Origin of the sequence: Halogeometricum sp. S3BR5-2 (genome assembly GCF_031624635.1) — an archaeon.
In the GTDB taxonomy this organism is placed as follows: domain Archaea; phylum Halobacteriota; class Halobacteria; order Halobacteriales; family Haloferacaceae; genus Halogeometricum; species Halogeometricum luteum.
The window spans coordinates 303,057-328,180 of the sequence record NZ_JAMQOQ010000002.1 but is presented as its reverse complement, the minus strand read 5'-3'; the positions used below and the strand labels follow the sequence as shown (position 1 = coordinate 328,180).

At 68.1% G+C, this 25,124-nt stretch carries 24 protein-coding genes; 10 read left to right on the top strand and 14 right to left on the bottom strand.

Features of this window, described 5'->3' with window-relative positions; translation table 11 throughout:
• Positions 1–55 precede the first annotated feature (55 nt).
• Together NDI79_RS08075 and cofH are read right to left on the bottom strand one after the other, a co-directional pair.
• Positions 56–607, bottom strand: coding sequence for a metal-dependent hydrolase (locus tag NDI79_RS08075; protein WP_310927964.1), 552 nt, complete (start codon positions 605–607; stop codon positions 56–58).
• 96 nt (positions 608–703) lie between these two features.
• The gene (cofH, locus tag NDI79_RS08070) at positions 704–2,107 is read right to left on the bottom strand and encodes a 7,8-didemethyl-8-hydroxy-5-deazariboflavin synthase subunit CofH (protein WP_310927963.1); all 1,404 of its coding nucleotides are present in this window, start codon (positions 2,105–2,107) and stop codon (positions 704–706) included.
• Between the two features lie 163 nt (positions 2,108–2,270).
• On the opposite strand from cofH, the gene NDI79_RS08065 reads away from it, so the two are divergent.
• On the top strand, positions 2,271–2,732 hold the full coding sequence (locus tag NDI79_RS08065; protein WP_310927962.1) for a DUF5518 domain-containing protein: 462 nt from the start codon (positions 2,271–2,273) through the stop codon (positions 2,730–2,732).
• A 51-nt stretch (positions 2,733–2,783) separates the two neighbouring features.
• Here the strand turns inward: NDI79_RS08065 and NDI79_RS08060 are convergent, their stop codons facing one another.
• The gene (locus tag NDI79_RS08060) at positions 2,784–3,596 is read right to left on the bottom strand and encodes a Sir2 family NAD-dependent protein deacetylase (protein ID WP_310927961.1); all 813 of its coding nucleotides are present in this window, start codon (positions 3,594–3,596) and stop codon (positions 2,784–2,786) included.
• 160 nt (positions 3,597–3,756) lie between these two features.
• On the opposite strand from NDI79_RS08060, the gene NDI79_RS08055 reads away from it, so the two are divergent.
• Positions 3,757–4,776: a phosphoribosylaminoimidazolesuccinocarboxamide synthase gene (locus NDI79_RS08055; RefSeq protein WP_310927960.1), complete on the top strand. Its 1,020-nt coding sequence runs from the start codon at positions 3,757–3,759 to the stop codon at positions 4,774–4,776.
• 49 nt (positions 4,777–4,825) lie between these two features.
• Here NDI79_RS08055 and NDI79_RS08050 read toward each other — a convergent pair whose 3' ends face one another.
• A complete protein-coding gene (locus NDI79_RS08050) occupies positions 4,826–5,857 on the bottom strand; it encodes a formyltetrahydrofolate deformylase (protein ID WP_310927959.1) in 1,032 nt (343 codons plus the stop codon).
• Between the two features lie 221 nt (positions 5,858–6,078).
• On the opposite strand from NDI79_RS08050, the gene purS reads away from it, so the two are divergent.
• Both purS and purQ read left to right on the top strand, forming a co-directional pair.
• Complete coding sequence (purS, locus tag NDI79_RS08045; RefSeq protein ID WP_310924667.1) at positions 6,079–6,330, top strand: phosphoribosylformylglycinamidine synthase subunit PurS; 252 nt, start codon at positions 6,079–6,081, stop codon at positions 6,328–6,330.
• Positions 6,331–6,498: 168 nt separating this feature from the next.
• The gene (gene purQ, locus NDI79_RS08040) at positions 6,499–7,182 is read left to right on the top strand and encodes a phosphoribosylformylglycinamidine synthase I (RefSeq protein WP_310927958.1); all 684 of its coding nucleotides are present in this window, start codon (positions 6,499–6,501) and stop codon (positions 7,180–7,182) included.
• 470 nt (positions 7,183–7,652) lie between these two features.
• Here the strand turns inward: purQ and NDI79_RS08035 are convergent, their stop codons facing one another.
• A complete protein-coding gene (locus tag NDI79_RS08035) occupies positions 7,653–8,729 on the bottom strand; it encodes an archaeosine biosynthesis radical SAM protein RaSEA (protein ID WP_310927957.1) in 1,077 nt (358 codons plus the stop codon).
• Between the two features lie 85 nt (positions 8,730–8,814).
• On the opposite strand from NDI79_RS08035, the gene NDI79_RS08030 reads away from it, so the two are divergent.
• The 3 genes from NDI79_RS08030 to NDI79_RS08020 all read left to right on the top strand — a co-directional run bounded on the left by NDI79_RS08030 (position 8,815) and on the right by NDI79_RS08020 (position 11,390).
• The gene (locus NDI79_RS08030) at positions 8,815–9,984 is read left to right on the top strand and encodes a hypothetical protein (RefSeq protein WP_310927956.1); all 1,170 of its coding nucleotides are present in this window, start codon (positions 8,815–8,817) and stop codon (positions 9,982–9,984) included.
• A 66-nt stretch (positions 9,985–10,050) separates the two neighbouring features.
• Positions 10,051–11,199 carry an Ig-like domain-containing protein gene (locus NDI79_RS08025; protein ID WP_310927955.1) on the top strand — a complete coding sequence of 383 codons (1,149 nt, stop codon included), beginning with the start codon at positions 10,051–10,053 and terminating at the stop codon, positions 11,197–11,199.
• Between the two features lie 47 nt (positions 11,200–11,246).
• Entirely contained in the window at positions 11,247–11,390 is a 144-nt protein-coding gene (locus NDI79_RS08020; RefSeq protein WP_310927954.1) for a hypothetical protein, read from the top strand.
• 35 nt (positions 11,391–11,425) lie between these two features.
• Here NDI79_RS08020 and NDI79_RS08015 read toward each other — a convergent pair whose 3' ends face one another.
• Positions 11,426–11,803, bottom strand: a complete 378-nt coding sequence (locus tag NDI79_RS08015; protein ID WP_310927953.1) for an AzlD domain-containing protein — start codon at positions 11,801–11,803, stop codon at positions 11,426–11,428.
• Positions 11,803–12,588 (bottom strand): AzlC family ABC transporter permease, encoded by a 786-nt coding sequence (locus tag NDI79_RS08010; RefSeq protein WP_310927952.1) that lies wholly within the window; start codon positions 12,586–12,588, stop codon positions 11,803–11,805. Before NDI79_RS08010 ends, NDI79_RS08015 begins: the two co-directional genes overlap by 1 nt.
• A gap of 225 nt (positions 12,589–12,813) precedes the next feature.
• Here NDI79_RS08010 and NDI79_RS08005 point away from each other — a divergent pair, with 225 nt between their 5' ends.
• On the top strand, positions 12,814–14,115 hold the full coding sequence (locus NDI79_RS08005; RefSeq protein ID WP_425499588.1) for an MFS transporter: 1,302 nt from the start codon (positions 12,814–12,816) through the stop codon (positions 14,113–14,115).
• A gap of 499 nt (positions 14,116–14,614) precedes the next feature.
• On the opposite strand, the gene NDI79_RS08000 is transcribed toward NDI79_RS08005, so the two are convergent.
• The 3 genes from NDI79_RS08000 to NDI79_RS07990 form a co-directional block, all read right to left on the bottom strand.
• Complete coding sequence (locus NDI79_RS08000; RefSeq protein WP_310927951.1) at positions 14,615–14,971, bottom strand: DUF8048 family protein; 357 nt, start codon at positions 14,969–14,971, stop codon at positions 14,615–14,617.
• Between the two features lie 2 nt (positions 14,972–14,973).
• Positions 14,974–15,144, bottom strand: a complete 171-nt coding sequence (locus tag NDI79_RS07995) for a hypothetical protein (protein ID WP_310927950.1) — start codon at positions 15,142–15,144, stop codon at positions 14,974–14,976.
• An 84-nt stretch (positions 15,145–15,228) separates the two neighbouring features.
• Positions 15,229–15,528 (bottom strand): ArsR family transcriptional regulator, encoded by a 300-nt coding sequence (locus NDI79_RS07990; protein ID WP_310927949.1) that lies wholly within the window; start codon positions 15,526–15,528, stop codon positions 15,229–15,231.
• Positions 15,529–15,747: 219 nt separating this feature from the next.
• Between NDI79_RS07990 and NDI79_RS07985 the strand changes: the two genes are divergently transcribed.
• The gene (locus NDI79_RS07985) at positions 15,748–17,091 is read left to right on the top strand and encodes a WD40/YVTN/BNR-like repeat-containing protein (protein ID WP_310927948.1); all 1,344 of its coding nucleotides are present in this window, start codon (positions 15,748–15,750) and stop codon (positions 17,089–17,091) included.
• 97 nt (positions 17,092–17,188) lie between these two features.
• On the opposite strand, the gene NDI79_RS07980 is transcribed toward NDI79_RS07985, so the two are convergent.
• The 4 genes from NDI79_RS07980 to arcS form a co-directional block, all read right to left on the bottom strand.
• Entirely contained in the window at positions 17,189–17,893 is a 705-nt protein-coding gene (locus NDI79_RS07980) for a carboxypeptidase regulatory-like domain-containing protein (RefSeq protein ID WP_310927947.1), read from the bottom strand.
• Between the two features lie 40 nt (positions 17,894–17,933).
• The gene (locus NDI79_RS07975; RefSeq protein ID WP_310927946.1) at positions 17,934–21,245 is read right to left on the bottom strand and encodes a beta strand repeat-containing protein; all 3,312 of its coding nucleotides are present in this window, start codon (positions 21,243–21,245) and stop codon (positions 17,934–17,936) included.
• A gap of 873 nt (positions 21,246–22,118) precedes the next feature.
• The gene (locus tag NDI79_RS07970) at positions 22,119–22,430 is read right to left on the bottom strand and encodes an ArsR family transcriptional regulator (RefSeq protein ID WP_310927945.1); all 312 of its coding nucleotides are present in this window, start codon (positions 22,428–22,430) and stop codon (positions 22,119–22,121) included.
• Positions 22,431–22,528: 98 nt separating this feature from the next.
• Positions 22,529–24,286 (bottom strand): archaeosine synthase subunit alpha, encoded by a 1,758-nt coding sequence (arcS, locus tag NDI79_RS07965; protein ID WP_310927944.1) that lies wholly within the window; start codon positions 24,284–24,286, stop codon positions 22,529–22,531.
• 290 nt (positions 24,287–24,576) lie between these two features.
• Between arcS and NDI79_RS07960 the strand changes: the two genes are divergently transcribed.
• Positions 24,577–25,077, top strand: a complete 501-nt coding sequence (locus tag NDI79_RS07960) for a pyridoxamine 5'-phosphate oxidase family protein (protein WP_310927943.1) — start codon at positions 24,577–24,579, stop codon at positions 25,075–25,077.
• Positions 25,078–25,124 lie beyond the last annotated feature (47 nt).

Genomic DNA, 25,124 nt, shown 5'->3' with positions numbered 1-25,124 from the left:
GAACTGTTCGGCACGGAGGCATAGCTCTTGCGCGTCGGCGCCGACCGCTCCCGATTTAGATGCCGAACACGTCGGGGACGCGCCGGCGAAAGAGCGTGTACGTCGCCGCGACGAGGAGGCCGATTCCGACGACGACCCGGACCGGGCCGTCGAAGAGGTACGCGACCGGCAGCGAGAAGGCGAGCGTGAGCAGGAAATCCTCCGGGGCGCCGTCGTAGCGGACGACGTGACGCGGCGCCAGCCACCGCTTCGCCGGGTGCAGGTACACCGCGCGGGACGACGTGCGCTCCCACGGCCGGAGTTCGTCGCTGGCGCCGAACCAGTCGGAGGCGGCGTGCAGACCCGCGCCGAGGAGGAACGTCGCCGCGGCGACGGTTAGCGCGGAGGGAACGAGGGCGGCGACGACGGCGGCCGCGACGCCCGCGAGCGAGGCGTAGACGGGGAAGTGGAGCGTCTTGCGGTGCGTCCCGACGAACAGGTCGACGTCGGGCGCGATGCCGCCGAGGAGCGCCCCTGCGAGCGCCGGCGCGGCGAACTGCGGCGCGAGGAGCGACGCCGGCGCGCCGAAGAGGAGGAGCGCCGCGGCCGCGTGGGTCGTCACCATCATGGGGAGAGAGGAGGGGCGGCGCGTACTTCAGGCTGCGCCCGTCGGCGCCGCTCGCCGGTGGGTCGGAGAGTCGAAGAGTCGGAGGATGGGGGAAACTCAGTCGTCCGCGGGGGCGGGGCTGTCGCCGCCGTCTCCGGAGTCCGAACCCGAACCGGAGAGCATCGGCGTCCCGTCCGCACGGGGGCCGAGCGTCGGGCCGTGCGGGCCGTCGTCGGGGTCGAGCGGCCGCATCTGTCGGTAGTCGGTCGAGCGCTCGACCGGCGGGCGCCCGATGGCCGACACCATGTCCACGTAGTCGTCGAACGAGCGGTACTCGCCGTAGCCGCCGCCCGCGCGCTTCGTTATCTCCTCCGAGAGGATGGTGCCCATGAAGTCGTTCGCGCCGCAGTTGAGCAGTTTCAGCCCCTTCGCGTTGCCGTACTTCACCCACGAGGACTGCACGTTGTCCACGTTGTCGAGGAAGAGGCGCGCGACGGCGACCATCAGTTCGTCCTCGGCGTCGGAGGCGCCCTCGGTGACGAGTCCGCGCTCGTACAGCGGCGTGTTCTGGTGGACGAACGACAGGGGGACGAACTCAGTGATGCCGCCCGTGCGGTCCTGTAAGTCCCGAATCACCTTCAGGTGTTGCACGCGGTGGGCGGCGTTCTCGACGTGGCCGTACATGATGGTCGCGGTGACGTCGAGGCCGGCGGCGACGGCGCCCTCCATCCCCGCGACCCACTCCTCGGTGGATATCTTCCCCGGACAGATGACGTCGCGCACTTCGGGGACGAGAATCTCCGCGGCGGTGCCGGGCGCCGAGGAGAGGCCCGCGGCCTTCAGTTCCCGATACACCTCCTCGTAGGACCAGTCGGTGCCGCGGCGGGCGTGGTAGGCCTCCTCCGGCGTCATCGAGTGGAGGTGGGCGCCGCCGACGGACATCGCGCGCATCTGGTCGACGTACGCGCCGGGGTCCTTGTCGTACGCCTCCGGCGGCTTGTAGTCCACCTCGGCGTACGGGTTCTCGTACCCCTCCAGTATCTCGCGGTGCTCCTCGTTCAGGACGAACGCGGGGTGCAGGCCCGAGACGGAGGTCACCTCGTAGATGCCGGTGTCGAGGGCGTCCTCGACGACGTCGCGCGACTCCGCTGGCGTCTTCGTGAACCCGGTGTGTTCGCCCTCGTGGTCGGACTCGAACTGGTGGGCGGTGTTCTTGAAGTTGCAGAACAGACAGCCCGTGTTGCAGGCCGTCGTGACGTTGTTGTTGATGTTGGCGACGAAGGTCACGTCGTCGCCGACCACCTCGGCGCGCCGGCGGTCCGCGGCTTCCAGCACCTGCTCTTTGCGCCGGAGGTCGATGCCCGTCCGGTCCGTCCCCGTCGTCATCAGTTCGACGCCGTCGGCGACGGCGAGTCGGTCGCCGGCGCGCGCCTTCGCCAGGGCGTTCTCGAACGACTGGTCGGTGTCGGGAACGCGGTCGAACTCGACCTCGTCTCCGCTCGGTACCGGCGCGTCGGTCATACGCACGACCACCGCGCCGGCGCACAAAAGTGGGGCGGTAGCGGTCACCCGGGGGACCGAAGACGCCCCGGCGGAACGGCTCTCGCGCCGTCCCCCCGGCCCGCCGACGAGTGCTGTCACCCGTCGCTCGCGGTTTATCTCCTGGGCGCGCGTCTAGAGCGCCATGTCCGACAACTCGGTCGTCGACGCGGAACGGAGCGGAACCGACTTCTGGGTCAGCGCCCTCCTCGGCGCGGTGGTGAGCGTCGTCACCTCCTTCGTCCCGCTCTCCCCCGTCCTCGGCGGGGGGGTTGCCGGCTACCTGCACGCCGGGTCGCGCGAGGACGGCCTCCGCGTCGGCGCCGTCTCGGGCGCCATCGCCGCGATTCCCGTCGTCCTCCTCGTCGCTCTCGTCTTCGGCGGCCTCGGGTTCTTCACCATCGTGGAGGACGCGTTCCGCGCGACGGTGTTCTTCGCGGGCCTCCTGTTCGTCGTGACGCTCATCGTCGTGGCGCTCTCGGCCGGGTTGTCCGCCGTGGGCGGCTACCTCGGCGTCTACGTGCGCGAGGAGACTCGAGACGGAGACGGCGCCCGCCGCCGCGGCGAGAGCGTCGAGGGGAACGCCGACGCGGACACCACCTTCTGAGGGGCCGACGCCCCGTCCGTTCGGTTGTTCGGTTCGCTGTTCTTCGCGTCCCTATCTGACCCGCGTCCCCTCTCGCGTCGGACGCGCCTCCTCCATGCCGGGCATCCGCGACTGCACCGCGTCGACGAGGGCCGGGAGGGTCTCCGCCGCGTCGCCGCGGACGAGGTAGTCCGCGAGGCCGTCGTTGACCGTCTCCGCCGCGTCGAAGACGGCGAGTTCCCCTCGCTCGGCCGCCTCGACGGGGAGCGACGCCGCGGGTTCGACCGTCATCGACGACCCGACGACGAGGAGCACGTCGCTCTCCCAGGCGAGACGGCGCGCCGACCCGTAGGCCGCCTCCGAGAGGTCCTCACCGTAGAGGACCACGTCCGGTCGGAGGTGGCCCTCACAGCCGTATTCGGGACACGACGGCGGCGCGTCGCCGGCGCGAACCCCGTCGAGGGCCTCTTCGGTCGGCACCGCCTCGCCGCACGCCGCGCAGACCGACCGCGACGCGTCGCCGTGCAGTTCGACGAGTCGCTCCGTCCCCGCCTCGCGGTGGAGGCCGTCGGTGTTCTGCGTCACGACGGCGTCGACGACGCCGAGTTCCTCCAACCACGCGAGCGCGCGGTGGGCCTCGTTCGGACCGGAGACGTCGCCGAACATCCGGTCGTGCAGTTCGAGGCGGTCCTCCCAGAACCCCCGCGGGTCGCGCTCGAAGCGCTCGATCGTGAACGACTCGACGTCGAACTCGGTTCCCCAGATTCCCCCGTCGCCCCGGAACGTCGGGACGCCGGACGCGGCGCTCGCGCCCGCGCCGGTCAGCACGGTCACCCCATCGGCCGCGACCAGCGTCTCCGCCAGTTCGGCCACCTGTTCGTCCATAGACGTTCCTCGTATCCGAAGTGTAAAAACTTCACGCTGACATTAATTCTGTAGTATGTGACTTTAATGATACACGTACGTGTTTACATCGGGCGCCGAATCGATGGGAGTAGGCACGAGAGTGGAAGGATTCTTGTGAGAGGCCGACCGCACCTCTCGCATGACCAGCGTGAAGGAGTTCCGCGTGGAGGCGGAGCCGACGGCGACGGAACCGGGACGCGGCCGGTTCGTGTTCACCGACCAGTACTCGGTGTTCGACTGGGGGGAGATGCCCGACCACGTCCCGGGGAAGGGGGCGTCGCTCTGCACGATGGGGGCGTTCAACTTCGAGCTTCTGGACGTCAACCACATCCCGACGCACTACCTCGGGGTGCGCGAGGACGGCGAGGTGAAGGACCTCGGCGACTGCGAGTCGCCGCCGACGGAGATGGTCATCGAACTCACGCAGGTGCCCGACCTACCGTACGAAGGCGGGAGCTACGACTACGGCGCCTACCACGCCGAGGCGGGCGAGAACTACCTGATTCCGCTCGAAATCGTCTTCCGCAACACCGTCCCCGTCGGGTCCAGCCTCCGCAGTCGGGGCTCGCCGCGCGACTACGGACTGGACGCCGACGTGTGGCCCGAGGGCGTCGTCGACCTCCCGGAACCGGTCGTCGAGTTCTCCACGAAGTACGAGGAACAGGACCGCTATCTCGACCGCGAGGAGGCGGAGTCGATCGCCGGGGCCGCCGAACTGGATAGATTAGAGGAACTCGCCCTCGCCGTCAACCACGTCCTGAACGAACGCGCCGAGCGCGCGGGGTTCGCCCACGAGGACGGGAAGATAGAGTGTCTGTACCACGACGGCGCGATAAAAGTCGCCGACGTGGTCGGCACGTTCGACGAGAACCGCTTCTCCTACGACGGACAGGAGGTCTCGAAAGAGGTCGTCCGCCAGTACTACAAGAAGACCGACCCCGACTGGGTGGCCGCCGTCGCCGACGCGAAGGAGCGAGCGGTCGAGGAGGGGGTCGCCGACTGGCGGTCGCTCTGCGAGGAGTCGCCCGACCCGCTCCCGGCCGCCGTCGTCACCGGCGTCTCGGAACTGTACGCCGCGGGGACGAACGCGTACACCGGGTCCGAGTGGTTCGACGCGCCGCCGGTCGCGGACGCGGTCGACCGCGTGCGGAACCTGTAACGCCGCGGCGGTCGATTTTTCGGGTCGTGTCAGAAGAGAGGCCGTCGAGCTAGTCGTCGGACGGTTCGGGCGTCGTCTCCGCTTCGTCGGCCTCCTCGCCGTCGTCGCCGGCATCGCCGTCGGTCCCGCCGTCCGTTCCGTCGAGCGCGCGCGCGAGCCCGTCTACCGGTCGGTCCGGGTTCGCCGCGACGGCCTCGTCGGTCGCCCCGAGTTGGTACGCCGGGGCGTCGGCGTCCTCGCGGAGGCTGGTGCGGCCGCGGTGGACGCTCACGGCGTTGTCGAGGTGGAGGTTGACCGCCTCGAGCAGGGCGTCGGCTTCGAGCGGTTGGCCGAGCGACTTTATCTCCTCGATGGAGGCGTCGTCGGGCACGTCGAACGCCCGTTGGGTGATGATGGGGCCCTGATCGAGGTCCGTCGTCACGTAGTGGGCGGTGACGCCCGCGATGCGGACCCCCTCCTCTTTCGCCTGCCGGTAGGCGGCCGCGCCGGGGAACGCCGGGAGCAGGGAGGGATGGATGTTGATGATGCGGTCCTCGTAGCGGAACACCACGTTCGGCCCGAGGATACGCATGTAGCGCGCGAGGACGACGAGGTCCGCGTCGTACTGGTCCAAGCGCTCTACGAGTTCGTCCTCGTCGGGCGACCCCTTCTCGTCGCCGACGTCGTGGAACGGCACGTCGTAGTGCTCGGCGAGGGGTCGCAGGTCGCTGCGGTTGGCGATGACGACCGATATCTCCGCGTCGAGGTCGTCGTTCGCCCACGCCTCGAACAGCGCTTCGAGGCAGTGGCTCTCCCGGGTGGCGAGGACGGCGATCTGTTTGGTTCCCCGGTCGGAGGGGAACCGAACCTGCACGTCGACGCCGAGGTCGTCTCCGAGGTCGTGCAGGGCCTCCCGGAGGGTGTCTTTCGTGCAGACCATCCCCGACGTGTCCGCGTTCAACGTCATCCGGAAGACGCCGTCGCGGACGGCCTGATCGAGGTCCTCGACGTTGATTCCGCGCTCGAACAGCAGGGTGGTGAAGTTGGCGATGAGTCCGGTCTTGTCCCCTCCGATGACCGTGATCTCGGTGAGTTCTGTCATCGCTGCCACCTCCGACTGCCGTGCTGCGGAGTCATCGACGGAGGGAGACGACCGGCGGTGAAAAGGATGTCCATCCGCGCAACGATTGGCTCTTTGTATATCTGCTGACAGTTACGAGCGATACAGGGTCGTCCGATTCGACGCGTCGGGCGATGCACACATTCGTGCACACCAAACGCAGTCCAAAACTGCTTTTACGCACGACCGCGCACCACGAACCGATGACGACCTACACCGCCACGGTGACGGTCCGCCTGAAGCGGGGCGTCCTCGACCCGGAAGCCGAGACGACGAAGCGGGCGCTCGAACGCCTCGGGTTCGAGTTGGAGGCGCTCCGCTCGGCCGACCAGTTCGAGGTGGACGTGGACGCGGCGTCGGCGTCCGACGCCGAGGACCGGGCCGACGAGATGGCCCAGCGACTCCTCGCCAACCCGACGATCCACGACTACGACGTCGACGTGACGGAGGCGTAGATGGCCGTCGCACCTGCGACGACCCCCGTCGAGGCCTCGCACGGAGGTATGTCTCGATGACGGTCGCCGCCTTCACCCCGCCCGTCGAGGCCGCACACGGAGGTGCGTCCCGGTGACGGTCGCGCTTGCGACGACGACTGTCGAAGCCCCGCACGGAGGCGGGTCCCGATGACAGTCGCCGTCGTCCAGTTCGGCGGGTCGAACTGCGACCGCGACGCCGTCCGCGCCCTCGAACACCTCGGAATCGACGCCGAACGCGTCTGGCACGAGGACGGTCTCCCCGAAGACGCGACCGGCGTCATGCTCCCCGGCGGATTCTCCTACGGCGACTACCTCCGCGCGGGCGCGATGGCCGCCCGGTCGCCGATCATGCACGAGGTCCGCGAGGCGGCGGCGGCCGGAACGCCCGTGCTCGGCGTCTGCAACGGCGCGCAGGTCGGCTGTGAGTCCGGCCTCACCGAGGGCGCCTTCACGACGAACGAGAGCGCTCGCTTCCAGTGTGAATCCGTCCACCTGCGCGTGGAGAACGCCGGGACGCCGTGGACGGCCGCCTACGAGGAGGGCGAGGTAATCGAACTCCCCATCGCGCACGGCGAGGGGCGTTTCGAGGTGAGCGAAGAGCGATACGAGACGCTGGTCGAGGAGGACCGCGTCCTGTTCCGCTACTGCGACGCCGAGGGGAACGTCACGCCCGAGGCGAACCCGAACGGGTCGCGCGGCAACGTGGCGGGGATTCGCGGGGAGTCCGAGAGCGTCGGCGTGCTGATGCCGCACCCCGAGCGCGCGTCGCTCTCCGACCTGAACGGCAGCACCGACGGCGCGGGCGTGCTCCGCGGATTCGACCGCGTCTGAGCCGGGAGCGGTCGCTCGAAGGCGCGAGGTCCCGAAAATCGAGGCGCCGCGACGCCGCGTCGCGTTGTGTGGCGTTGCGTCGCGTCACCGATGTATCGTCGACGTCGAACCGCGGTCCGCGGTGTCCGTCTCCGACCCCATGAGCGAAACAAACCGTTCTATCGGCGTGAATCAGGTCGGTTACCGGTCGACCGCGTGCGGGTCGCTCGTGGCTATCCATCCGTCGGGGTTGTCGTCCTCGCGGATTTCGAGCCAGCCGTCGGCGTAGTACACCGTCTTGTACGTTGTTGTCATAGTGAGGCGCGACGCCGCTCGGGCGCGCGGGAACGCTTCCGATGGCTTCGCCGCGCCTATCTCCGAAGAGGGCGGACACCACCCTTACTATCCACAGCCTTCGGGGAGCGTAACCGGCGGTTACGAGGAGTATGGGTCCGCATAGAGCGGGTTTTCGAACCCCTAACGCCTCTCGCTCAGCGCGCCAGCGGCATCGCGTAGGACGTCTCCTCGGCCATCACGACGTCCCACGTCCCCTCGCAGTCGCAGGACACCTGCGAGAACACCGCGGGGTCCTGCCGCAGGTCGAAGTCCTTGATGGCCTTCTGCACCAGGTCGTCGCAGTCGCCGCAGTTGTGCGCGCCGCGGTCGGAGCCGTGACCGACGGGGTCGGAGACGACGATTGCGTCGACGTCCGCGGTCGATTCGAGCACCTCGGCGACCGACCAGAGCCACGGCGGACGGTAGCCGCCCTGGAAGTAGAGTTCGTCTACCATGGTGTAGCGCTGGACGTTCGTCGGGTTCATCGAGACGGTGTGGCAGTGCTCGACCCCGGCGCACCGGCGAATAGAGGATTCCATGTCCTCGACTGCCTCGGATTCCGAGAGGAACGGCGGCTTCATCAGGAGGTACGCCTTCACGCCCGCGCCGACGGCGCCCGCCTCCGCGCAGGCGTCCTCGAAGTCCGAGAAGTCGAAGTACTTGTTCACGCAGTCGTGGCGCACGCGGTCGGTCGCCGTCTCCAACCCCACCGCGACGTCGGTTTCGAGCCCCTGCGAGGTGAAATCCTCCAGTCGTTCCCGTTCGACGAAGTCGGGCAGCGACTCGACGACGATTCGCTCCCGGTCGCCGAACGTCTCGGCGATGGCGCGGCGCGTCTCCGCGCCGACCTCTCGCTCGTCGAGGAAGCTCCCGGAGGTGTATATCTTGATGAGGTCGGCCTCTTCGTCGGAGTTCTCCGCCTCGTGGTCCAGACACACCTGTATCTGGTCCATCAGCGCCTCGTGGGCGACGCTGCCGCCTTCGACGGACTCGGCGACGTAGCCGCACATCGTGCATCCGCCCGCCCGCGCCCAGCGACAGCCGCCGGTGTTGAGGATGATGGTGAGAGACTGTTTCACGCCGTCCGGCGTGTTGTCCTCGTCCAACCAAACGCGCGTGGGTTCGTGCGGGTCGTACGTGCGGTCCTTGCGCGAGCGAATCTCGCGCATCACTTCGTTGTGGGCGTCCATGCCCTTCCCCCGCTCGTACACCTCGGGGCTCGGCTGACTCATTACCGGTGGTATCCGACCGGCGCGTAAATCCGCTTCGCCTGCCGGCGCGAGAAAGCGTCTTGTCGCTCCGTTCCGAACCTCGCGTATGCCAACTCGTCGCAGACTCCTCGCAGCGCTCGCCGCCGCCGGAAGCGCCGGTGTCGCCGGATGCGACGGCCTCGGCGGCGGTCGAGCGACGACGCGACGGACGACGGCCGAACCGACCGACGGGGGCGTCGAAACCGGATCGGAGACCGGCGGGCCGTCGGTCGGTGCGGTCCCCGACGAGGAGTCGTCGCTCCCCTACCGCGCCGACGACGACGCCGAGAACGTCGAGCGACCGCTGGGTCTGGTCGTGCGGAACGTCGGCTCGGAGACGCGGTTCGCCACCGTCGTCGTGAGTCGGGGCGCGAAGACGCTGTTCGTCGACAGCGCCGAGTACGCCCCCGAGGGGACCGACCGCACGCGGCGCTACCCGAGCGTCGTCGCCCGGCGCGGCGTCTACGACGTGTTCGCCGAGACGGCCGACGGCGCGACGGGGCGCGGGACGCTCCGCGTCGACGGCGTCCACGCCGACGCGACGGTGGAACTCGACGGCGAGGTGCGCGTCCGGCAGGCCGTCCGCTGCGCGCCCGACTGCGGGCCGGTCTCCGTCGGCGGCGACGCCCGACCGTTCGGTAACCCTCGGTGGCCCGAAGTGGACGCGTGGGCGGGGTACGGCGTCACCGTCGCCAACGCCGGTGCCGAACAAAGGGAGGTCCGAGTCGAGTTCGAGATAGACGGTCGGACCGCGCTGGACTACCGCTACCGCCCGCCCCCCGGCAGCGTCCTCACGTTTCCAACGGTGCCGCCGCTCAGACGCCTTCGCGTCGCCGTCGAGGCGGCCGGCGACCGGTGGAGCGGGCGGGTGGACGAGGACCGGAACGTCGCCCTCCCTCTCGCCGCCGACGCCGACGGCGTGCGAATCGACGCGTGGCCCGACGCGGGCGCGGACCTTCGGTTCCGGAACGAGGGCGGGCGGCGGGTCGCCGGCGTCGTCCTCCGACGGGACGGCGAACGCGCGGCCGCCTGGTCGTCGGACCTCTCGCCCGGGGAGACGGCGACGGTGGACGGCTTCGTCCCCGGACCCGGCCTCTACCGCGCGGAGATGTCGCTCGGCGGGGACGGGGAGGGGAGCGGGGAGTCGGTGACGAACGTCCGGACGCTCGTCGTCACCCGCCGAAGCACGCTCCTCGTGCGCGCCCGCGAGGGAATCGACGCCTTCCTCGTGCGGTAGCGTCGCTCGGCGACCCGCGTTCCGCGTTCGCGACGCACTTTTCTCCGCACCGCCGAACCCCTTCCCATGGGACGCACGCCGACCAGACGCGCCCTCCTCGGGACGCTGGCGACGCTCGGAGCGGCGGGGCTGGCGGGGTGCAACGCGCTGTTCGACGACGGCGAGAGCGACGGAACGCGGCGCGAGGACGGAACGGAGAGCGGAAGCGAGGGGTCCGGAGGCGCGGCGGACCGAACGTCGGCGTCGGCGGGGACGACGGCCGCGACGGCGTCGTTCGAGCAGACCGTCTCGCTGGGCAACCCGCACGCGACGGCGGGGTACGTCACCGTCGCCGTCGAGTCCCCCGCCGGGGAGACGGCGTTCGTGGAGAGCCTCGAACTGGCGCCCGGCGAGCGCCGGCCCGTCGTCGCGCGACTGCCGGCTCCGGGGCCGTACCGCGTCGTCGCGGAGGCCGTCGACGGGAGGCGGGGGACGTTCGAGTGGGACGCCGAGGAGCGACTCGACGGCCTCTCGCTGACGCTGTCGGCGGAGGGGTTCGAGTTCTGGCGAACCGCCGTCTGCCGCGGCGCCTGTCGCCTCGCCTCGGGGGGCGGAGAGGACGAGGGAGGCCCGCCGCTGACCGGGAGCGGCGTCGGGCGGTGGTACGCGCCCGCCAGCCTCGTCCTCCGAAATCCCGCGTCGGCGGCGCGGACGGCGCGCGTGGGCGTCGAACTCGACGGTCGGACGGTCCTCGCGGCGACCTACGACGCGCCGGCGCGGACGCAGGTGGAGATACCCGTCACCTACCGGACCGGGGAGTACCGGGTCCGCGTCGACATCGACGGCGACGGCGACAGCGACGGCGAGACGCTGACGCGGCCGTGGTCCGTGCCGGACCAACCGAGCCTGTTCGTCGACCTCGAAGGGCGGACGACCGGGTGCGGACCGGCCAACTCCGAACTCGTCGTGTTGAACGCCGACGACGAACCCCACGCGGTGAGCGTCGCCGTCGAGTCCGGGGGAGACGAGACGCTGTTCGCGGAGCGCTGGGACCTCGCCCCCGACGAACGGGCCAGCGTCGTCCCCGTCGAGGACTCCGGCCGGTACGGCCTGCGCGTGCGCGTCGACGACGGCGACCCCTTCTACTCGTCGTGGTGGTCGTGCCCGCCGCGCGGTCCGGCCACCGTCATCGTCGACGCCACCGGGGGCGCGTCGGTGAGTCAGTCGCGGTTGTAAGTAGCTACCGGCAGAACGCACAACCGCGTCGGCGGTCGAACACGCCCATGGGCTATCGCACGACCCTCGGTTGGTCTCTCATCACGTCCGGTATCGTCACCCTCCTCCTCGCGGTGCTCCCGGGGAGTTCGCTGTTCTGGGGAATCCTGCTGTTGGTGGTCGGAATCGCCGTGTTCTTCGTCCGCCGGTAGGCGGGGTCGCCAGCGCCCGCGGCGGCCGTTTCGAGTCAGACGACGAAGCGGAGGAGCCACAGCGTCGCCATGCCGGCGGCGATGGTGGCGAAGACGTCCTCCGTGACCCACGCGGCGCCCGCCGCGACGATGCCCGCGAGAAGTCGCTCGTTGCCGACGGCGACGGAGAAGCCCCGTGAGAGGGAGACGGCGACGGGCGAGAGGTCGGCCGAGCCGTCGACGACCACCAGCGAGGGGACGACGAGGGCGGCGAACACCGCGGGCGGGACGAACCGGAGCGCCTGCGTCACCCGCGGCGGCACCGACTCGACGCGGCCGAACAGGTAGACGAACGACCCGCGGACGGCGAACGTGGCGAGGCCGACGGCGACGGCGACGCCCCAGACGGCGACCGGACCGTACTCGGTGGGCATCAGTCCCCCGCCTCCTCGGGCGTCTCCGGGTCGCCGTCGCTCCCGTCGTCTGCGTCCCCGTCACCTCCGCCGCCCGCCGCGGAGACGGCGACGCCGGCGAGGACGCCCGCGACGGCGCCGACGACGAGCGAGAGGTTGTACGGCAGCCCCGGGCTTCCGCCCACGGTGACGACGTCGCCCGCGACGGCCACGCCGCCGCCGACGACGGCCGCCGCGAGGGTCGGTCGGGTCGAGACGGCGGGGACGAGAAGACCCAAGAACACGAGGGGGACGGCGAACTCCAACCCCCACGACTCGGGCACGTTCGCGCCCGCGACCACCCCGGCGACCAGCGACGCCTGCCAGACGACCCACAGCCACCCCCCGGCGGCGACGAAGTACCGGAAGCGCGCCGTCGAATCCGGGTCCGCCTCGCGGTACCACGAGACGGCGAGCGCGTAGGCCTGGTCCGTGAGGAGGTACGAGGAGAGCGTCTTCCGGCGCGAGTCGAACGGCCGGAAGTACGGTGCGATGGACGCCGAGAACATCAGGAGCCGGAGGTTGATGACGACGCCCGTGAGGACGGCCACGGCCAGCGTCGCGTTCCGGCCCAGGAGGTCGACGACGGCCAACTGCGAGGCGCCCGCGAAGGCGAGGAAGGAGAATCCGACCGCCTGCGCCGGCGAGAGGCCCGCCTTGACGGAAGCGACGCCCGTGATCAGTCCGAACGGTACGATGCCGACCGCGACGGGAGTCGCGTCGCGGACGCCGCGTCGGACCGCGGGCGGGACGTGAGAGACGGGCACGGCTACCCCTCGTCGCCGTCCGACCAAACCGCTACCGCTTCCGGCACGGACGACCGTCGGCGAACGCGGTCCTTTCGGGCCGAGGCGCGGGTTGCCGGACGCAACAGCATTTTACGCGAGACGGAGTTAGCGACTACGAGCACTGACTGAGTGGTCAGTCAACCCGATTATGACAGAAACACGCATCTACGACTCGTACACGCATCGCGGAGGAGGGTCCCCGTAGTGGGCATCACCGACGTCGACCGACGCATCCTCGCGCTCGGAGTCGCGCGGATGGCCGACTCGCTGGGCAACTCCTTCCTGATCGTCGTCCTGCCGCTGTACATCACGAGCGGCGTCGTCGGCGGCGGGACGTTCGGCCTCGCGCCGGCGCTCGTCACGGGCATCATCCTCTCGGCGTACGGCTTCTTCAACAGCGCCCTCCAGCCGTTCGTCGGCAAACTCTCCGACCGGACGGGCAAGCGGCGGATATTCGTCGTCGTCGGACTGCTCGTGCTCACGGTGGCGAACTTCGCGTACTCGCTGGTCGACAGCTACGGCGCGATTCTCCTCATTCGCCTCGGACAGGGTCTCGGCGTCGCGTTCACGATTCCGGCCACCGTCGCCCTGGTGAACGAACTGGCGGCCGACACCGCCCGCGGGGAGTCGATGGGGACGTTCAACACGTTCCGGATGGTCGGGTTCGGCCTGGGCCCCGTCGTCGCGGGCGCCGTCATCAACCGCGGTCCCTACCGGGTGTTCGGTCGGGCGCTGACCGGGTTCGAGGCGGCCTTCTACGTGGCGACGGTGAGCGCCCTCCTCGGCGCGGTGCTCGTCACCCTGCTCGTCTCGGACCCCGAGGTGAGCGAGGAGGAGGAGGCCAGCGCCGGCGAGGACCTGAACATCGCCGTCCGCGACCACGTCGGCGACAACCTGCTCGACCCCGTGTTCACGCTCGGGTTGGCCTCGCTGTTCATCGCCATCGGCATCGCGCTGCTCGAACCGCTCCAGACGCAGGTCAACAGCGCGCTCGGACAGAGCGCGACCATGTTCGGTATCGAGTTCGCCTCGTTCACGCTGGCGCAGGTACTCCTGCAGCGACCTATCGGGATGTGGAGCGACGAGTACGGGCGGAGGCCGTTCATCCTCGCCGGCCTGCTGCTGTTGATTCCGGCGACGTTCGTGGAGGGCTTCGTCGTGACGCCGCTCGGCATGGTCGTCGCCCGCTTCGTGCAGGGCGTCGCCGGCGCGGCGGTGCTCGCCCCGGCGATGGCGCTGGCGGGCGATATCGCCGCCGGGCGGAGTTCCGGGACGACGATGTCCGTGCTGACGATGTCGTTCGGTCTCGGCGTCGCCATCGGCCCCCTGTCGGCGGGCTACCTCTCGGGCGTCGAACTCCCGGTCGGTCAGCCGTACGCGACGCCGTTCGTCTTCGGCGCGCTACTCGCTCTCGTCGGGTTCGTCCTCGTGTACACGCAGGTCGAAGAGACCGTGCAGGCGAACGCCTCGCCCGACTCCGGACCCAGTCCGTCATCGAGCGACTGACCTCCTTTCGGAGCGCCCCAGGACCGACCCGCTCTTCTCGGCCGAGATGCCGTTCGATATCGCGCTATGGAGTTCACGGTTGTCGAGCGAGAGCGACGAAGGAGGGCAGAGAGGTGACGGACCGAAAGCGTCCTTCGGACTGACCCGCGTACCCGGCCGAATCGGTCGATAGCGTCGACAGTCGGTCCCCGACCCCCGACGGCGCGGAACAGGCGGGGTCAGTCTGAAGCGCGGCGGACTCGACGGCGAACCGACGACTCGCGTCGTTCGGACGGCTTTCGGCCCTTTCGGACCTCTCCTCCTCGACGTCGACGGATTCGGAGGCCATCGGCGGTCGGCGGGATAAACCAGCTCCCGCGATATCAAACCGCGCGACGCGGGAGAGGCGCGGCTTCGCGCTGGCCGTCGGTCGAGAGGAGACGGGCGAGGAGAGAAAGCGAGCGATTCGCCTGCGGGGCGAGTGTGGGTTCAGCGTTCGGCAAACGGTTTTCGAGCCGCCCTACCGACCGACGACGACGACTTCGCGTATCTCCATCGCCGTCTCGAACTCCTCCCGGCGGCCGCGGTTCGACCCGACGCGGAGGAGTTGTTGTTCGTGCGCGCGGCGGAGCGCGTCCGCCGCTTCGGCCTCGATTTCGAGTTCGGCGCCGAGTTCGGCCCAGTGGCCGCGCGGGACGAGAAAGAGGGCGCGGGCGTCGTCGGCGTGGACGCACTCGAACCGCCGGTCGTAATCGTCGAACCGCGGGCCGAGAGCGGCCTGTGCGCGGCGCACGAGGGGGACGAGTCTGTCGGGCGTGACGTTCGCCCGCCCCCCGGCGAGGATGAGCACGTCGCCGTCCAGCGGGAGCGACTCCATCATCACCGTCGGGTGCCCCGCACACCTCGCGCGGCGCGGGGGAGACGGACGCCGAGGCGGCGCCCGTCCTCGAATCCGGTCGCCCCGTCTCTCTCACGGGCGCCGTCGGGCCGCGCTCTCGGCGTCGCTCGCACCGCGAACGCGGCCCCGAGGCGACCGCTCCCTGCCACCATGCGTATCGATTGACTCCGCCGCACAAAAAGGTGGACGCGCTCCGTCCAGCGCGCTCCGAACCCCGGACCGCGGTCCTCCCCGATTCAGTCGGAGCGAGCCGTCTTCAACTGGGTCGCCACAAGCGCGTCGAAGTCCACGTCGTCGGTCCGATACTGGTCGCGCTGTGAGAGGACGACGCGCCCTTTCTCGGTGATGGCGTACAGTCCGGAGTTCTGCGCGGGTCCGATGCGCCCGACGAGGTCGTAGTCGGCCAACACCGGCAGTCGGGTGTTGATGTACGAACGGTCCCGGTCGAGAATGTGCGAGAGGTTCACTGCCGTGTTTCGCTTCCCGTCGGAGAGGGCGCGGAGGATATCGAAATCCGTGGGAACTGCCAGTTTCATGCCTCGGTTTCGCTTTCTGTTGCGGAGGTAAATACTAACTGTCTCTCCGTTCGTCGGACGACCGTCTGACGGCTCATCTCTCCGGTTCTGTACGCCGTATCGGCATAAAACCAAACGCACGTATATTCAGGTGGTTGTCGGCGAGGCCGACCCATCGGGCCGGAGACGCCTCCGAGACGGCGAAAGGACTCAACAGGCCTCGGGTGCTACACCCTCGTAATGACTCGTCGTCAAGACGATGGATTCGTCGCGTTCTTCCGGCGGTACACGAAGACGTCGCTGCACACCGTCTCGACGGCGGCGCTCACGGCGTTCGGGATGCTGACGTTCGTCAACCGGGCGTTCGCCGCCGTCGCCATCGCGGCGTACGTCCTCCCGCCGATAATCCAGTACTTCAGGCGGCCGGATTTGGGGCGGGAAGCGGAAGAGAGCGACGAGAGCGAGGGCGAGCGAACGGACGCGACGGGCGGGGAGGCGAACGGAACCGGAACCGCGGGCCGAACGGAGGCCGCGGACGAAACGGGGGCCGCCGGGGGAGGCGCGGGGGCCGAAGCGGTCGAATCTCCCCGTTCGGCCGATTCGACCGACTCCGTAAACTCGACCGATTCGACCGAACCCGCCGACTCCGAAGCGGAGGCCGCAGGGGAGGCCGAGTCGGGTGACGACGAGGAGGCATCTCCGGAACCCGAGTGGGTCGTCGCCGACGCGCCGACGGACGGAGACCTGTTCGACGCCGTCGTGACCGGAACGGGGGCGTACGCCGCCGGCGAGGATGGCGTCGTCGTCCGCGAGGCGGGCGGCGGGAGTCGAGACGGGCCCGAGTGGGAAGTCGTCCTCGAAGACGGCCCCGGCGCGGCGTCGAACGACCTCACCGGCGTCGACGCCGTCGCGGGCGGCGGCGTCTGGGTCGCCGGCGAGAGCGGCGCAGTCGGACGAATCGACCCCGAATCCGGCCGGCACGTCGACTTCTCCGCCCCCGACGACGACACGAACGACGTCGCGGCCGTCGCCGCCGCCGAGGCCGGCGGAACCGAGACGGTCCTCCTCGCGGACGGGTCCGGGCAGGTCCGCCGCGGCCGCTACCGCGACGGCGACGTGGCGTGGGAGTCGTCGACCAAGCCGGGCAGCGGGTCCAGTATCGTCGGCGTCGAACTCCGCGGCGAGGAAGGGTACGTCTGCGACAGCAACGACGGCGTGTTCCGGACGGACGACGCCGGCCGGACGTTCGAGTCGCTCGACTTCGAGGGTGCGAACGGCACCCTCACGGACGTGACCGCCGGCGGCGACGTCCCCCTCCTCAGCGACGACGACGGCGCGCTCCACCGGTACGACGGGTCGCGGTGGACGCCGGAACGGCTCTCGGAGGACCCGATACTGGCGGTGGCCGTCTCGGGAACGAGCGGCGTCGCCGCCGGGGAGGACGCCGTGTACGAGCGGTTCGGCGCCGGGTGGGAACGAGCGTCGCCGCCCGCCGTCGAGTCGCTGTCGGGCGTCGCGTGCGACGGGTCGACGGCCGTCGTCGTCGGCGAGGCGGGGACGGTGCTCGAACGGCGGACGGCGTGAAGTAGAGCGCGAAGAGAGAGAGACCGGTTCGACGGCCGGACTCCGAGCGTTCCGCTCGTCGTGCGAAAAACGAGAAACCGAGAGGTGAGTCGTCGCGTTACTCGCGTCGGGCGGCGACGAACGCGACGGCGACGAGCGCCAGCACCGCGACGACGAGGCCGAATCCGGGGATGCCCGTCGAAGTCGTTCGCTCTTCGGTGACGGGCTGCTCAGTCGTCTGCCGTTCGGTGGTGGATTGCTCGGTCGTCGATTCGGAGGTCGTCGGCTCGGGACTCGACGGCTCTTCGGTGGTCGTCACCGAGTCGACGGGCGTCTCCGTCCCATCGCCGGATTCTCCGGCCGTATCGGAGGAATCGCCGGCCGACGAACTGTCGCCGGACGAGGAACCGCCGGACGAGTATCTGTCGTCGTCGTCGTCGCCGTTCTCGTCTCGCCCGTCGTCGGACGAGATGGTCACTTCGACGTCCAGCCGTTCGGAACTCCCGCTCGCGAAGGACGTGGTCTCTGACTCGCCGCTCACCTCGACGGTGAGCGTCTCCCCGGCGTCGCCCTCGTCGGCGGGGAACTTGATCTCGTAGTAGCCGTCGGCGTTGGTCGTCGCGGCGTGGCTGTTCCCGTCAGCGTCGGTCACCGTGACGCTCGCGCCTTCGACGGGGTCGCCGTCCTGATCGGTGACCGTACCGAACACCTCGTGCGGGGGGCTCGGGACGGCGGCAGCGGTCGCCGGAGCGACCACCAAGAGCGCTACGATGGCGAGTGTGAGGTACCGGAGGCCGTTCGTCTGTCGCGTGATTTGTGTCATTGTAATGGATTATGTGAAATATGGGTGGGAAGCGGGCTGTTCAGTTCTGGGCGTACTCGGAGGCCGTGTAGACCTCGTCGTCCTCGACGAAGACCCAGTACGCGTGGCCGGGAGCGAAGTCGCTCGCGACGTCGTAGCCGTAGGAACCGGCGACGTTCTGCTCCCAGACGTTGGTCGATTCGCTCTGACCGATCGTACCGAGGGCCTGAATCTGCGACTGCGAGCCCTCCTGCCAGTGGCCGATCAGGTTCCAGCCCTCTTCGAGGTGCTGCGCGCTCGGCGTGGCGTCTTCGGCGGTCGTGCCGGGCTTCTCGTTCCGGACCGTCACGTCGACCGTCGCGTCGGCGTCGGTCGTGACGATGTAGCCCTGGCCGCCCTCGAGTTCCGCGAAGTCCTGCTCGTCGCCGGGCTTCTCGGGGTTGTAGGTGAGCCACTCGCCGTCGTCGTACGTCATGATCGTCATGTCGGCGAATTCGGAGCTCGCGATGTCGAGCGAGCCGAACTCGGCCGGGACGGAGACGAAGTTGACGCCCTTCTTCAGGTCGTACTCGTGCGTGTCGAGCGTGGTCCAGGAGTGGGGGTCGACGAGGTCGCCGCCGGGGGCGGTGGTCACGACGTTCTTCGTGTTCTCGGTGTGGTCGTAGCGTTCGAAGACGCCGCCGGTCACCGAGAGCGACGGGGCATCACCGGTCGCAACGATGCCCGGAAGGTAGACGTACACGACGCCTTCGTCCTGCCGGGAGTCGTCGTTATCGAGATTCGTCATACTCTCACCAGCGAGTTTGATCCCCGGGGAACTGACGGAGACGGGTTCGTCGAACTGAATCGAGACGTTGGTTCGCGTGCCGTTAGCGTCGACGATTTCGGCGTCAACGACGCTGGGCGCCTTCGTGTCGACGACCACGGAGTCGGTGTCGGCGACCACTCCGCCGTGCGGTTCGGACCCACCGACGGCCGTCACGTTCGAGAGCGTCGCGTTGAACTTGCCGTCACGCGGGACGGTGTAGGTGTACGTGTACGTGTACGTGTAGGCGGACTGTACTTTCTCCGCGCTGGAGTCGAACTGCGACTGATTGAGCCGGACGCCGGCCGCGATCTCGTCGTCCTTCGCGGACTCGGCGAGGTTCTGCTCGCTCTGGAGACCGATGTCGAAGCTCTTCAGTTCCTCGTCGGCTGTGACTTTGACCGTGGTCACGTTACCGGACGCGGAGATGTCGACCCCGCTGGTGACGGGAATCGTGTCGTTCAGGAGCGGGTCCGAGACGGCGTTACCGGCGACGTCGGACGCCGCGGTGAGGTTCGCGCTGTAGGGCGTCTCCTCGTTACCGATCTCGTAGGAACCCTCGTAGAGGTGGTCCGTGCTGTCGGATTCGGTCCACGAGGTGACCGTCCCGAGTTCCTGGTTCAAACCGTCTCGGATGCTGACTTCGATGGAGTTCGTGTCGAGCGTCTCGTTCACGTGGAACGTGACGTTGACGAATCCATCGGTCTGGTGAGCCTCGAGGAAGTCGAACGAAGGCGCGTTCGTGTCGACGGTGAGCGAGTTCGAATCGAACACGTCCTTGTTGCCGACGTTGTCGGTGACCGTCACCGAGACGTTCTGTTCGCCTTCGATCGCCGATTCGTCGACCGTGAAGGTCGCGCTGTAGACGCCCGGTTCGTCGGTTTCGGTCATGGTGACCGCACTGTTGTTGAACTGCGTCACGTCGACGTCGACGGACGCGACGTCCGTCTGACCGGAGACGTTCGTGGTGACGGTGACGGTGTCGCCGACAGTGACCACCGAGTCGCCGTCCTCGGCTTCGAGCGTCACGCCCGATACGTTCGGCGCCGCCGTGTCGACGGTGAAGCTCTTCGTGGACTCGTTGTTGCTGTTCTCGGCGGTGTCATTGACTTCGAGTCGGACCGTGTACTCACCGGCCGTGTTCGGGGCGAAGACACCCTGCGTCACCGTCGTGCCGTTGCTCGCGTCGTACGAGCCGAACTGTTCGGTCGAGTTCTCAACGATGAGACGAGCGGAATCGTAGTTCACGTCGTTCGCGTTGTAGGTTACCTCGATCGTGTCACCGGCGGCGACGACCGTCTCGTTCAGCGATTCGATGGACGCCGTGTCGATGGAGTTGTCGATGGTGTACGTCACATCGGAACTGCTCTGGGAGTTCCCAGAGGTGTCGATTGCTATCGCAGTGATAGTGTAGCTGCCTTCACTGCCGATACTGCTGCTGTCGTAGGTCCACACGCCGCTCTGAGCGTCGTACGTCGTCGCACCGACGACCGTACCCGTACTCGTGAATTCACCACCGTTCCACGTTTTGCTTCCATTAGCGATTCTCAGTTCAACCGCCTCAATGTCGCTGGCGGAGGCCGTCCCCGAAATCGCGTCTTGAGACTGGACGACATCGTTCTCGGAAGGAGACTCAACACTCACAGATGGAGCGGTGGTGTCCTTGTCGAAAGTCTGCTCTGCCGTGAAACCGGACGAGTTCTCGTTACCGGCGTCGTCGGTGAGTTTCGCCGCAGCCGTGAGTTGGCCGTCGTAGAGGCTGTGGAGGTCGACGGTGAACGAAACCGACTCGCTACCATCGGTATCGACGGTGTCGGTCACTTCACCGGTGTCTTCATCGGTGACTCTGAGCGTCACCGTACCCGACTCGGGCACGGAGTCGAAGTTCACATTGATGTCGACGACCGATTTGTTGGCCGAGTTTATTGGTGTCTTCGTCTGGACCGTGATCGAACTCGGGCTAATCGGGTCGACTGCGTCGACAGAGGCATCGATGCTCTGCGCGCTGGCCGTCGTGTCCGCATCGTTACCCGCGGCGTCCTGTAGTGTGCCGCCCGAGATGTCGCCGAGCGTCAGCTTACCCTCGTCTCCGTCGCTCACATCGTAGCTGAACACGAGTTGGGTGGAACCGGACCCACTGGCGTAGTTCGCGTCGCCCGAGACGTCTCCGAGGTCGAGTGTCGGCGTACCGTCGGTGGTATCGACGGTAACTGCCTCGTCGTAGGTCACCGTGACCTCGATGGTCTCGCCAGCGACGTAGACGCCGTCTTCGTCCGTCGAGACGACGGAAGCACCGTCGATGGATGGGGCGACGGCGTCGACAGACACGTCGATGCCCTGCGCGTCGGTCGTCGTGTCTGCGTTGTTGTTTGCGGCGTCTATTATCGCGCCGCCGTTGAGTTTGATCTCGCCGAGCGTCAGTTCAGTCTCATCTCCCTCCTGAACGGTGTACTCGAAGACGACTTTGTTCGAGTCGGTACTGACGTAGGACGCTTCGGTGCCCGGAGCGATTTCGAGCGTCGGCGTGCCGTCGGTGGTATCGACGGTAACTGCCTCGTCGTAGGTCACCGTGACCTGGACGGTTTCGTCCTTGACGTAGATACCGTCCTCGTTCGCGTCCGTCGAGGTGACAGACGTTTCGATAATGGATGGCCCGACGCCGTCGACATCGAGCGTGCCGGTTTTGTCAGATTCTGAAACAAGGAACGACGAGATGTCAGCGTTTCCATTGTTGGTATTTCCGTCTTCCTCGATTACTGCGATGGTGAAGCTTGCATCCGTGCTAGCGAAGATTTCAGGGAGCGAATCGGGAGTAAACGAGATAGCGCCCGTTGGATCGAATTCCCCATCAGAGGTTCCGACGATCTCGTCGTTTTCGATTGTGCCGCTGTTGTCGGAGTCAACTCCGAAGATAACGTCGTTAGTTGCAGTACTTACGCTCAACGAGACGGATTCGCCCGGCTGGGCGAGTTCTGGAGAAACGTTGAGTTCTGACGCCGCCGCCGCACTCCCCGCGAATGCCACCGACCCCCCGATGACGGAAAGCATCACGAGTGCCGCGAGCGTCACGGCGCGGACTTGGTTTTGGTCTAATCTCTGCTTAAACATGGTATATATCTGCATGCGCTCCCGCCGGCCATCCTCATATCCCCCCTTGTACGGTCGTCAGTGACCGACGGGACCAGTAGATCAGCGGCGCCGGTCGCACATACCAATAGTATATCCTAATGAGTAGATAAACTGATGCTGCAATTTCAATACCAGTAGATTGACACCACTAACCCAACCGCGGGAGAGATTAATCGCCCGCCGGAGCGGTTGCGAGACGGAAGAACGGCTGTGAGTTCGACCCGACTACGAACGCTAACAGAAGTCGTTCGCGGAACTGGTTAAAAAGGGATACTGCGTCCCGACACGGTCGAATTCGGAAGTCGACCCGTGCTACCCGCTCGGAACCTCGTCGTCCGACGGACTCAGTTCGGCGGTCAAGAGGTCCTCGAAGTCCGCCTCGGAGCGTCGGTAGTCTTCGCGGTGGTCGAGTGCGGCCCGTCCCCTCTCGGTTATCTCGTAGAGTCCCGACCGAGGGGCCGGCCCGACCCGCGCGAGGAGGCGGTAGTCCGCCAGTACCGGGAGTCGCGTGTTGATGCACGAGCGGTCCCGGCCGATGATGTACGCGAGGTTCGCCGCGCTGTTCCGGCGGCCGTCCGAGAGGGCCTCTAAGATGTCGAAATCGGTCGGGAGGGACAGCTTCACGTCCGGATATACCCGTATAGACATATAAGCGTGTTATTCACACACTCACACACTCGTGCGAGAGTGGTCACATCCGAGTCGGGCGCACCCGCGAACCGCTACTTCTCCTCGACGTGCCGCACCTCGACGGCCACTCCCCGAGAACTCTCGGCCATCTCGGCGCCGAACATCTCCGCGCGGCCGACGGCGAACGCCTTCGGTCCCTCGACGACCACTTCGTCGCCGACGCGGATGTCGTCGTCCGCGTCCACGACGCCCGGCGCGAGGACGCTGCCGTGCGGCGCGAAGTTGTCGATTTCGACGCGCTTGGTCGGCGCGTCCGACTCGCTCCAGACGCGGGCGCCTTCGAGGGTGAAGGAGAGGACGCCGTACTGCGGCACCATCGTCGCCAACTGCTCGCCCGCCTCGTTCCAGACCTGCAGTTTGGGGTAGCGGCTGTTCATCTCGATGTCCGCGTCGGCGAACAGGTCGTCGCCCGCCCCGTCGCCGAACTGGAAGTCGGCGATGGCGCTCACGGTGTTGTGCTCTCGCTCGCGCTTCGAGTACTTCAGTTCGCCCTGTAAGGTGGACATGAGGTTCGCCAAGGAGTCCGTCGTCGTCGGGTGGTCCTCGACGGTGTACTCGAACGGCACATCGACGCGTTCGTCGACGCGTTCGCAGATGTCGCGGTAGCCGTCGCCGGGGACGTGCGCGATAACGCGCGGGTAGTCGTTGCGTTCGAGATACCGTCGAAGGACGGTGGCGACGAATCCCTTCTCGTCCTCGGACCACCGGCCCGTCACCACCGAGTCGTAGTGCTGGGCGGGGTAGGTGAGTTCCAACTCGGAGGGAACGACGCCGATGGGCGAGGTCATGGAGGCCATATGCGCGCGGAACTGGACGGCGTCGTGGAACTGCGAGTGGCTCTGGGACTCGCTGTACGGTTTGGTGGCCGAACAGGGGACGAGGACGAGGGGGTTGTCGAAGCGGTTCCGGTACCGCGTCGTCACTCGCTCGGCGAAGCGCTGAATCTCGACGCGGCGAATCGTATCGGAGGAGGCGGCCGATATCTCGGAGTTGCGGACCACGGGCGTCCGCTCTTCGAGGTAGCCGTACTGCTGGTCGAACTCGCGGAAGGCGGCCGTGAGCCACTGGTCGTGGCGGGCCTGCCCCTCGATGTAGTCGCGCAGGCGGCCGTCCCGAATCCGTCGGCGGACCGTCGCGAGTTCGGCGCGCAGGACGTTCACGTTGTGCGCGGCGCAGTCCTCGCGGGTGAACTCCTCGCGGGGGACACGGCACGCCTCGCAGGTGCAGGGCAGTTCCTCCAAGTCCTCGAGGAAGTACTCGCTCTCGGTGGTGAGGTACATCCCCTGTCGGCCCTTCACGCGGGCGAGTTTGGCGTCCACGAGGTCGACGCCGGCGTAGGCGAGCGTCGAGACGTTGCGCGGGGTGGCGACGCCCGAGAGGTACAGCGCCGTGTCGGCCGGGAGCGCCGCCTTGGCCCCGATAATCGCCTCGCGGAACGCCGCGGCGTGGCCGACGAACCCGCCCGCGTCCGAGAGGATGTAGGCGTCCGCACCGGCGTCGGCGGCCGTCTCCGAGGAGACGACCGACGCGCTCGGGTACTCGACGTCCGGCGGGTCGACGGCGAACGACTCCTGCACTCGTTCGTCGGTGCCGGCGGGGAACGAGCGATGCGGCAGCACCGTGAGCACGTCCTCGGAGCCCTCGGGGAGCGTTCGCTCGGCGGTCCAGAGACTGCCCGCGTCCGCGGTCACCTCGTCGGCGAGGGCGGGCGTCGTCACGGACTCCGCGAGGCGGAGTTCGCCGAGTCGGGCGGCCCCGTCGCGCCCGTGAATCTCGAAGTAGTCGGTCATACCTCGCGTTCGGCAACGGAGGGTGAACTATCTTCCCTTCTCCGAACGGGACCCGCGGCCGCCCTCGTCTCGACGCGGCACGTCTCCGGTCTCGGGTGTCCGATGTCCGTCGGGTGCTACCGTGCGCCGGACTAGCATTTGTTACCCGCACGCGCGTGTACAGACTACCCCATTACCCCATCGCTCGCCACGAACGGACGTTCGGGGACGCGTCCGAGCGTCACGACCGGGCGTGTCGAGGCGCCGCGCCGACCCCCTCTCTTTTGCGAGTTCCGGACCAACCGCTCCCCATGAGACGTACCGGTCCCTGGTCGGTCGACGAGACGACGACGTTTCTCGGGTCCGCGACCGTTCCGATTCGGCTGGCGTGCCGGACGCCCGACGGCGGCCTCTGGATGCTCTCGCTGTGGTACCAGTGGGTCGGCGGCGACGAACCCGAACTGTGCTGTGCGACGGGCGCGGACGCCGACGTGGTGCGATACCTCCGGGCGAACGACGAGGTGGCCTTCGAGGTGTCGACGAACGACCCGCCCTACCGCGGCGTCCGGGGGCGCGGGACGGCGACCGTCGAACCCGACGAGGGGAAGACGCTGCTCCGGAGTCTGCTGGAGCGATATCTCGGCGGTACCGACAACGAACTCGGCGCGTTCCTGTTGGACGAGGGGAGAGAAGAGGTTCGGATTCGAATCTCGCCCGAGCGCCTGCACTCGTGGGACTTCACCGACCGGATGCGGGACGTGACAGCCGAGGCGGACGCGCCGACGCCGAGTCGACCGCGCGGGCCGGACTGACAGCGAAACCGGGACCGAACCCGCGGCGCGGGGAACGCGGTCGCGAG

Bases quoted from the DNA above. Each gene is read 5' to 3' on its own strand.
- NDI79_RS08025 (WP_310927955.1), top strand. From the start codon at position 10,051: ATGGGACGCACGCCGACCAGACGCGCCCTCCTCGGGACGCTGGCGACG.
- NDI79_RS07985 (WP_310927948.1), top strand. From the start codon at position 15,748: ATGACTCGTCGTCAAGACGATGGATTCGTCGCGTTCTTCCGGCGGTAC.
- NDI79_RS08015 (WP_310927953.1), bottom strand. From the start codon at position 11,803: ATGCCCACCGAGTACGGTCCGGTCGCCGTCTGGGGCGTCGCCGTCGCC.
- arcS (WP_310927944.1), bottom strand. From the start codon at position 24,286: ATGACCGACTACTTCGAGATTCACGGGCGCGACGGGGCCGCCCGACTC.
- NDI79_RS08030 (WP_310927956.1), top strand. From the start codon at position 8,815: ATGCCAACTCGTCGCAGACTCCTCGCAGCGCTCGCCGCCGCCGGAAGC.
- NDI79_RS08075 (WP_310927964.1), bottom strand. From the start codon at position 607: ATGATGGTGACGACCCACGCGGCCGCGGCGCTCCTCCTCTTCGGCGCG.
- NDI79_RS07980 (WP_310927947.1), bottom strand. From the start codon at position 17,893: ATGACACAAATCACGCGACAGACGAACGGCCTCCGGTACCTCACACTC.
- NDI79_RS07990 (WP_310927949.1), bottom strand. From the start codon at position 15,528: ATGAAACTGGCAGTTCCCACGGATTTCGATATCCTCCGCGCCCTCTCC.
- NDI79_RS07960 (WP_310927943.1), top strand. From the start codon at position 24,577: ATGAGACGTACCGGTCCCTGGTCGGTCGACGAGACGACGACGTTTCTC.
- NDI79_RS08065 (WP_310927962.1), top strand. From the start codon at position 2,271: ATGTCCGACAACTCGGTCGTCGACGCGGAACGGAGCGGAACCGACTTC.
- NDI79_RS08020 (WP_310927954.1), top strand. From the start codon at position 11,247: ATGGGCTATCGCACGACCCTCGGTTGGTCTCTCATCACGTCCGGTATC.
- NDI79_RS08000 (WP_310927951.1), bottom strand. From the start codon at position 14,971: ATGGAGTCGCTCCCGCTGGACGGCGACGTGCTCATCCTCGCCGGGGGG.
- purQ (WP_310927958.1), top strand. From the start codon at position 6,499: ATGACAGTCGCCGTCGTCCAGTTCGGCGGGTCGAACTGCGACCGCGAC.
- NDI79_RS08050 (WP_310927959.1), bottom strand. From the start codon at position 5,857: ATGACAGAACTCACCGAGATCACGGTCATCGGAGGGGACAAGACCGGA.
- purS (WP_310924667.1), top strand. From the start codon at position 6,079: ATGACGACCTACACCGCCACGGTGACGGTCCGCCTGAAGCGGGGCGTC.
- cofH (WP_310927963.1), bottom strand. From the start codon at position 2,107: ATGACCGACGCGCCGGTACCGAGCGGAGACGAGGTCGAGTTCGACCGC.
- NDI79_RS08060 (WP_310927961.1), bottom strand. From the start codon at position 3,596: ATGGACGAACAGGTGGCCGAACTGGCGGAGACGCTGGTCGCGGCCGAT.
- NDI79_RS07995 (WP_310927950.1), bottom strand. From the start codon at position 15,144: ATGGTGGCAGGGAGCGGTCGCCTCGGGGCCGCGTTCGCGGTGCGAGCG.
- NDI79_RS08055 (WP_310927960.1), top strand. From the start codon at position 3,757: ATGACCAGCGTGAAGGAGTTCCGCGTGGAGGCGGAGCCGACGGCGACG.
- NDI79_RS08035 (WP_310927957.1), bottom strand. From the start codon at position 8,729: ATGAGTCAGCCGAGCCCCGAGGTGTACGAGCGGGGGAAGGGCATGGAC.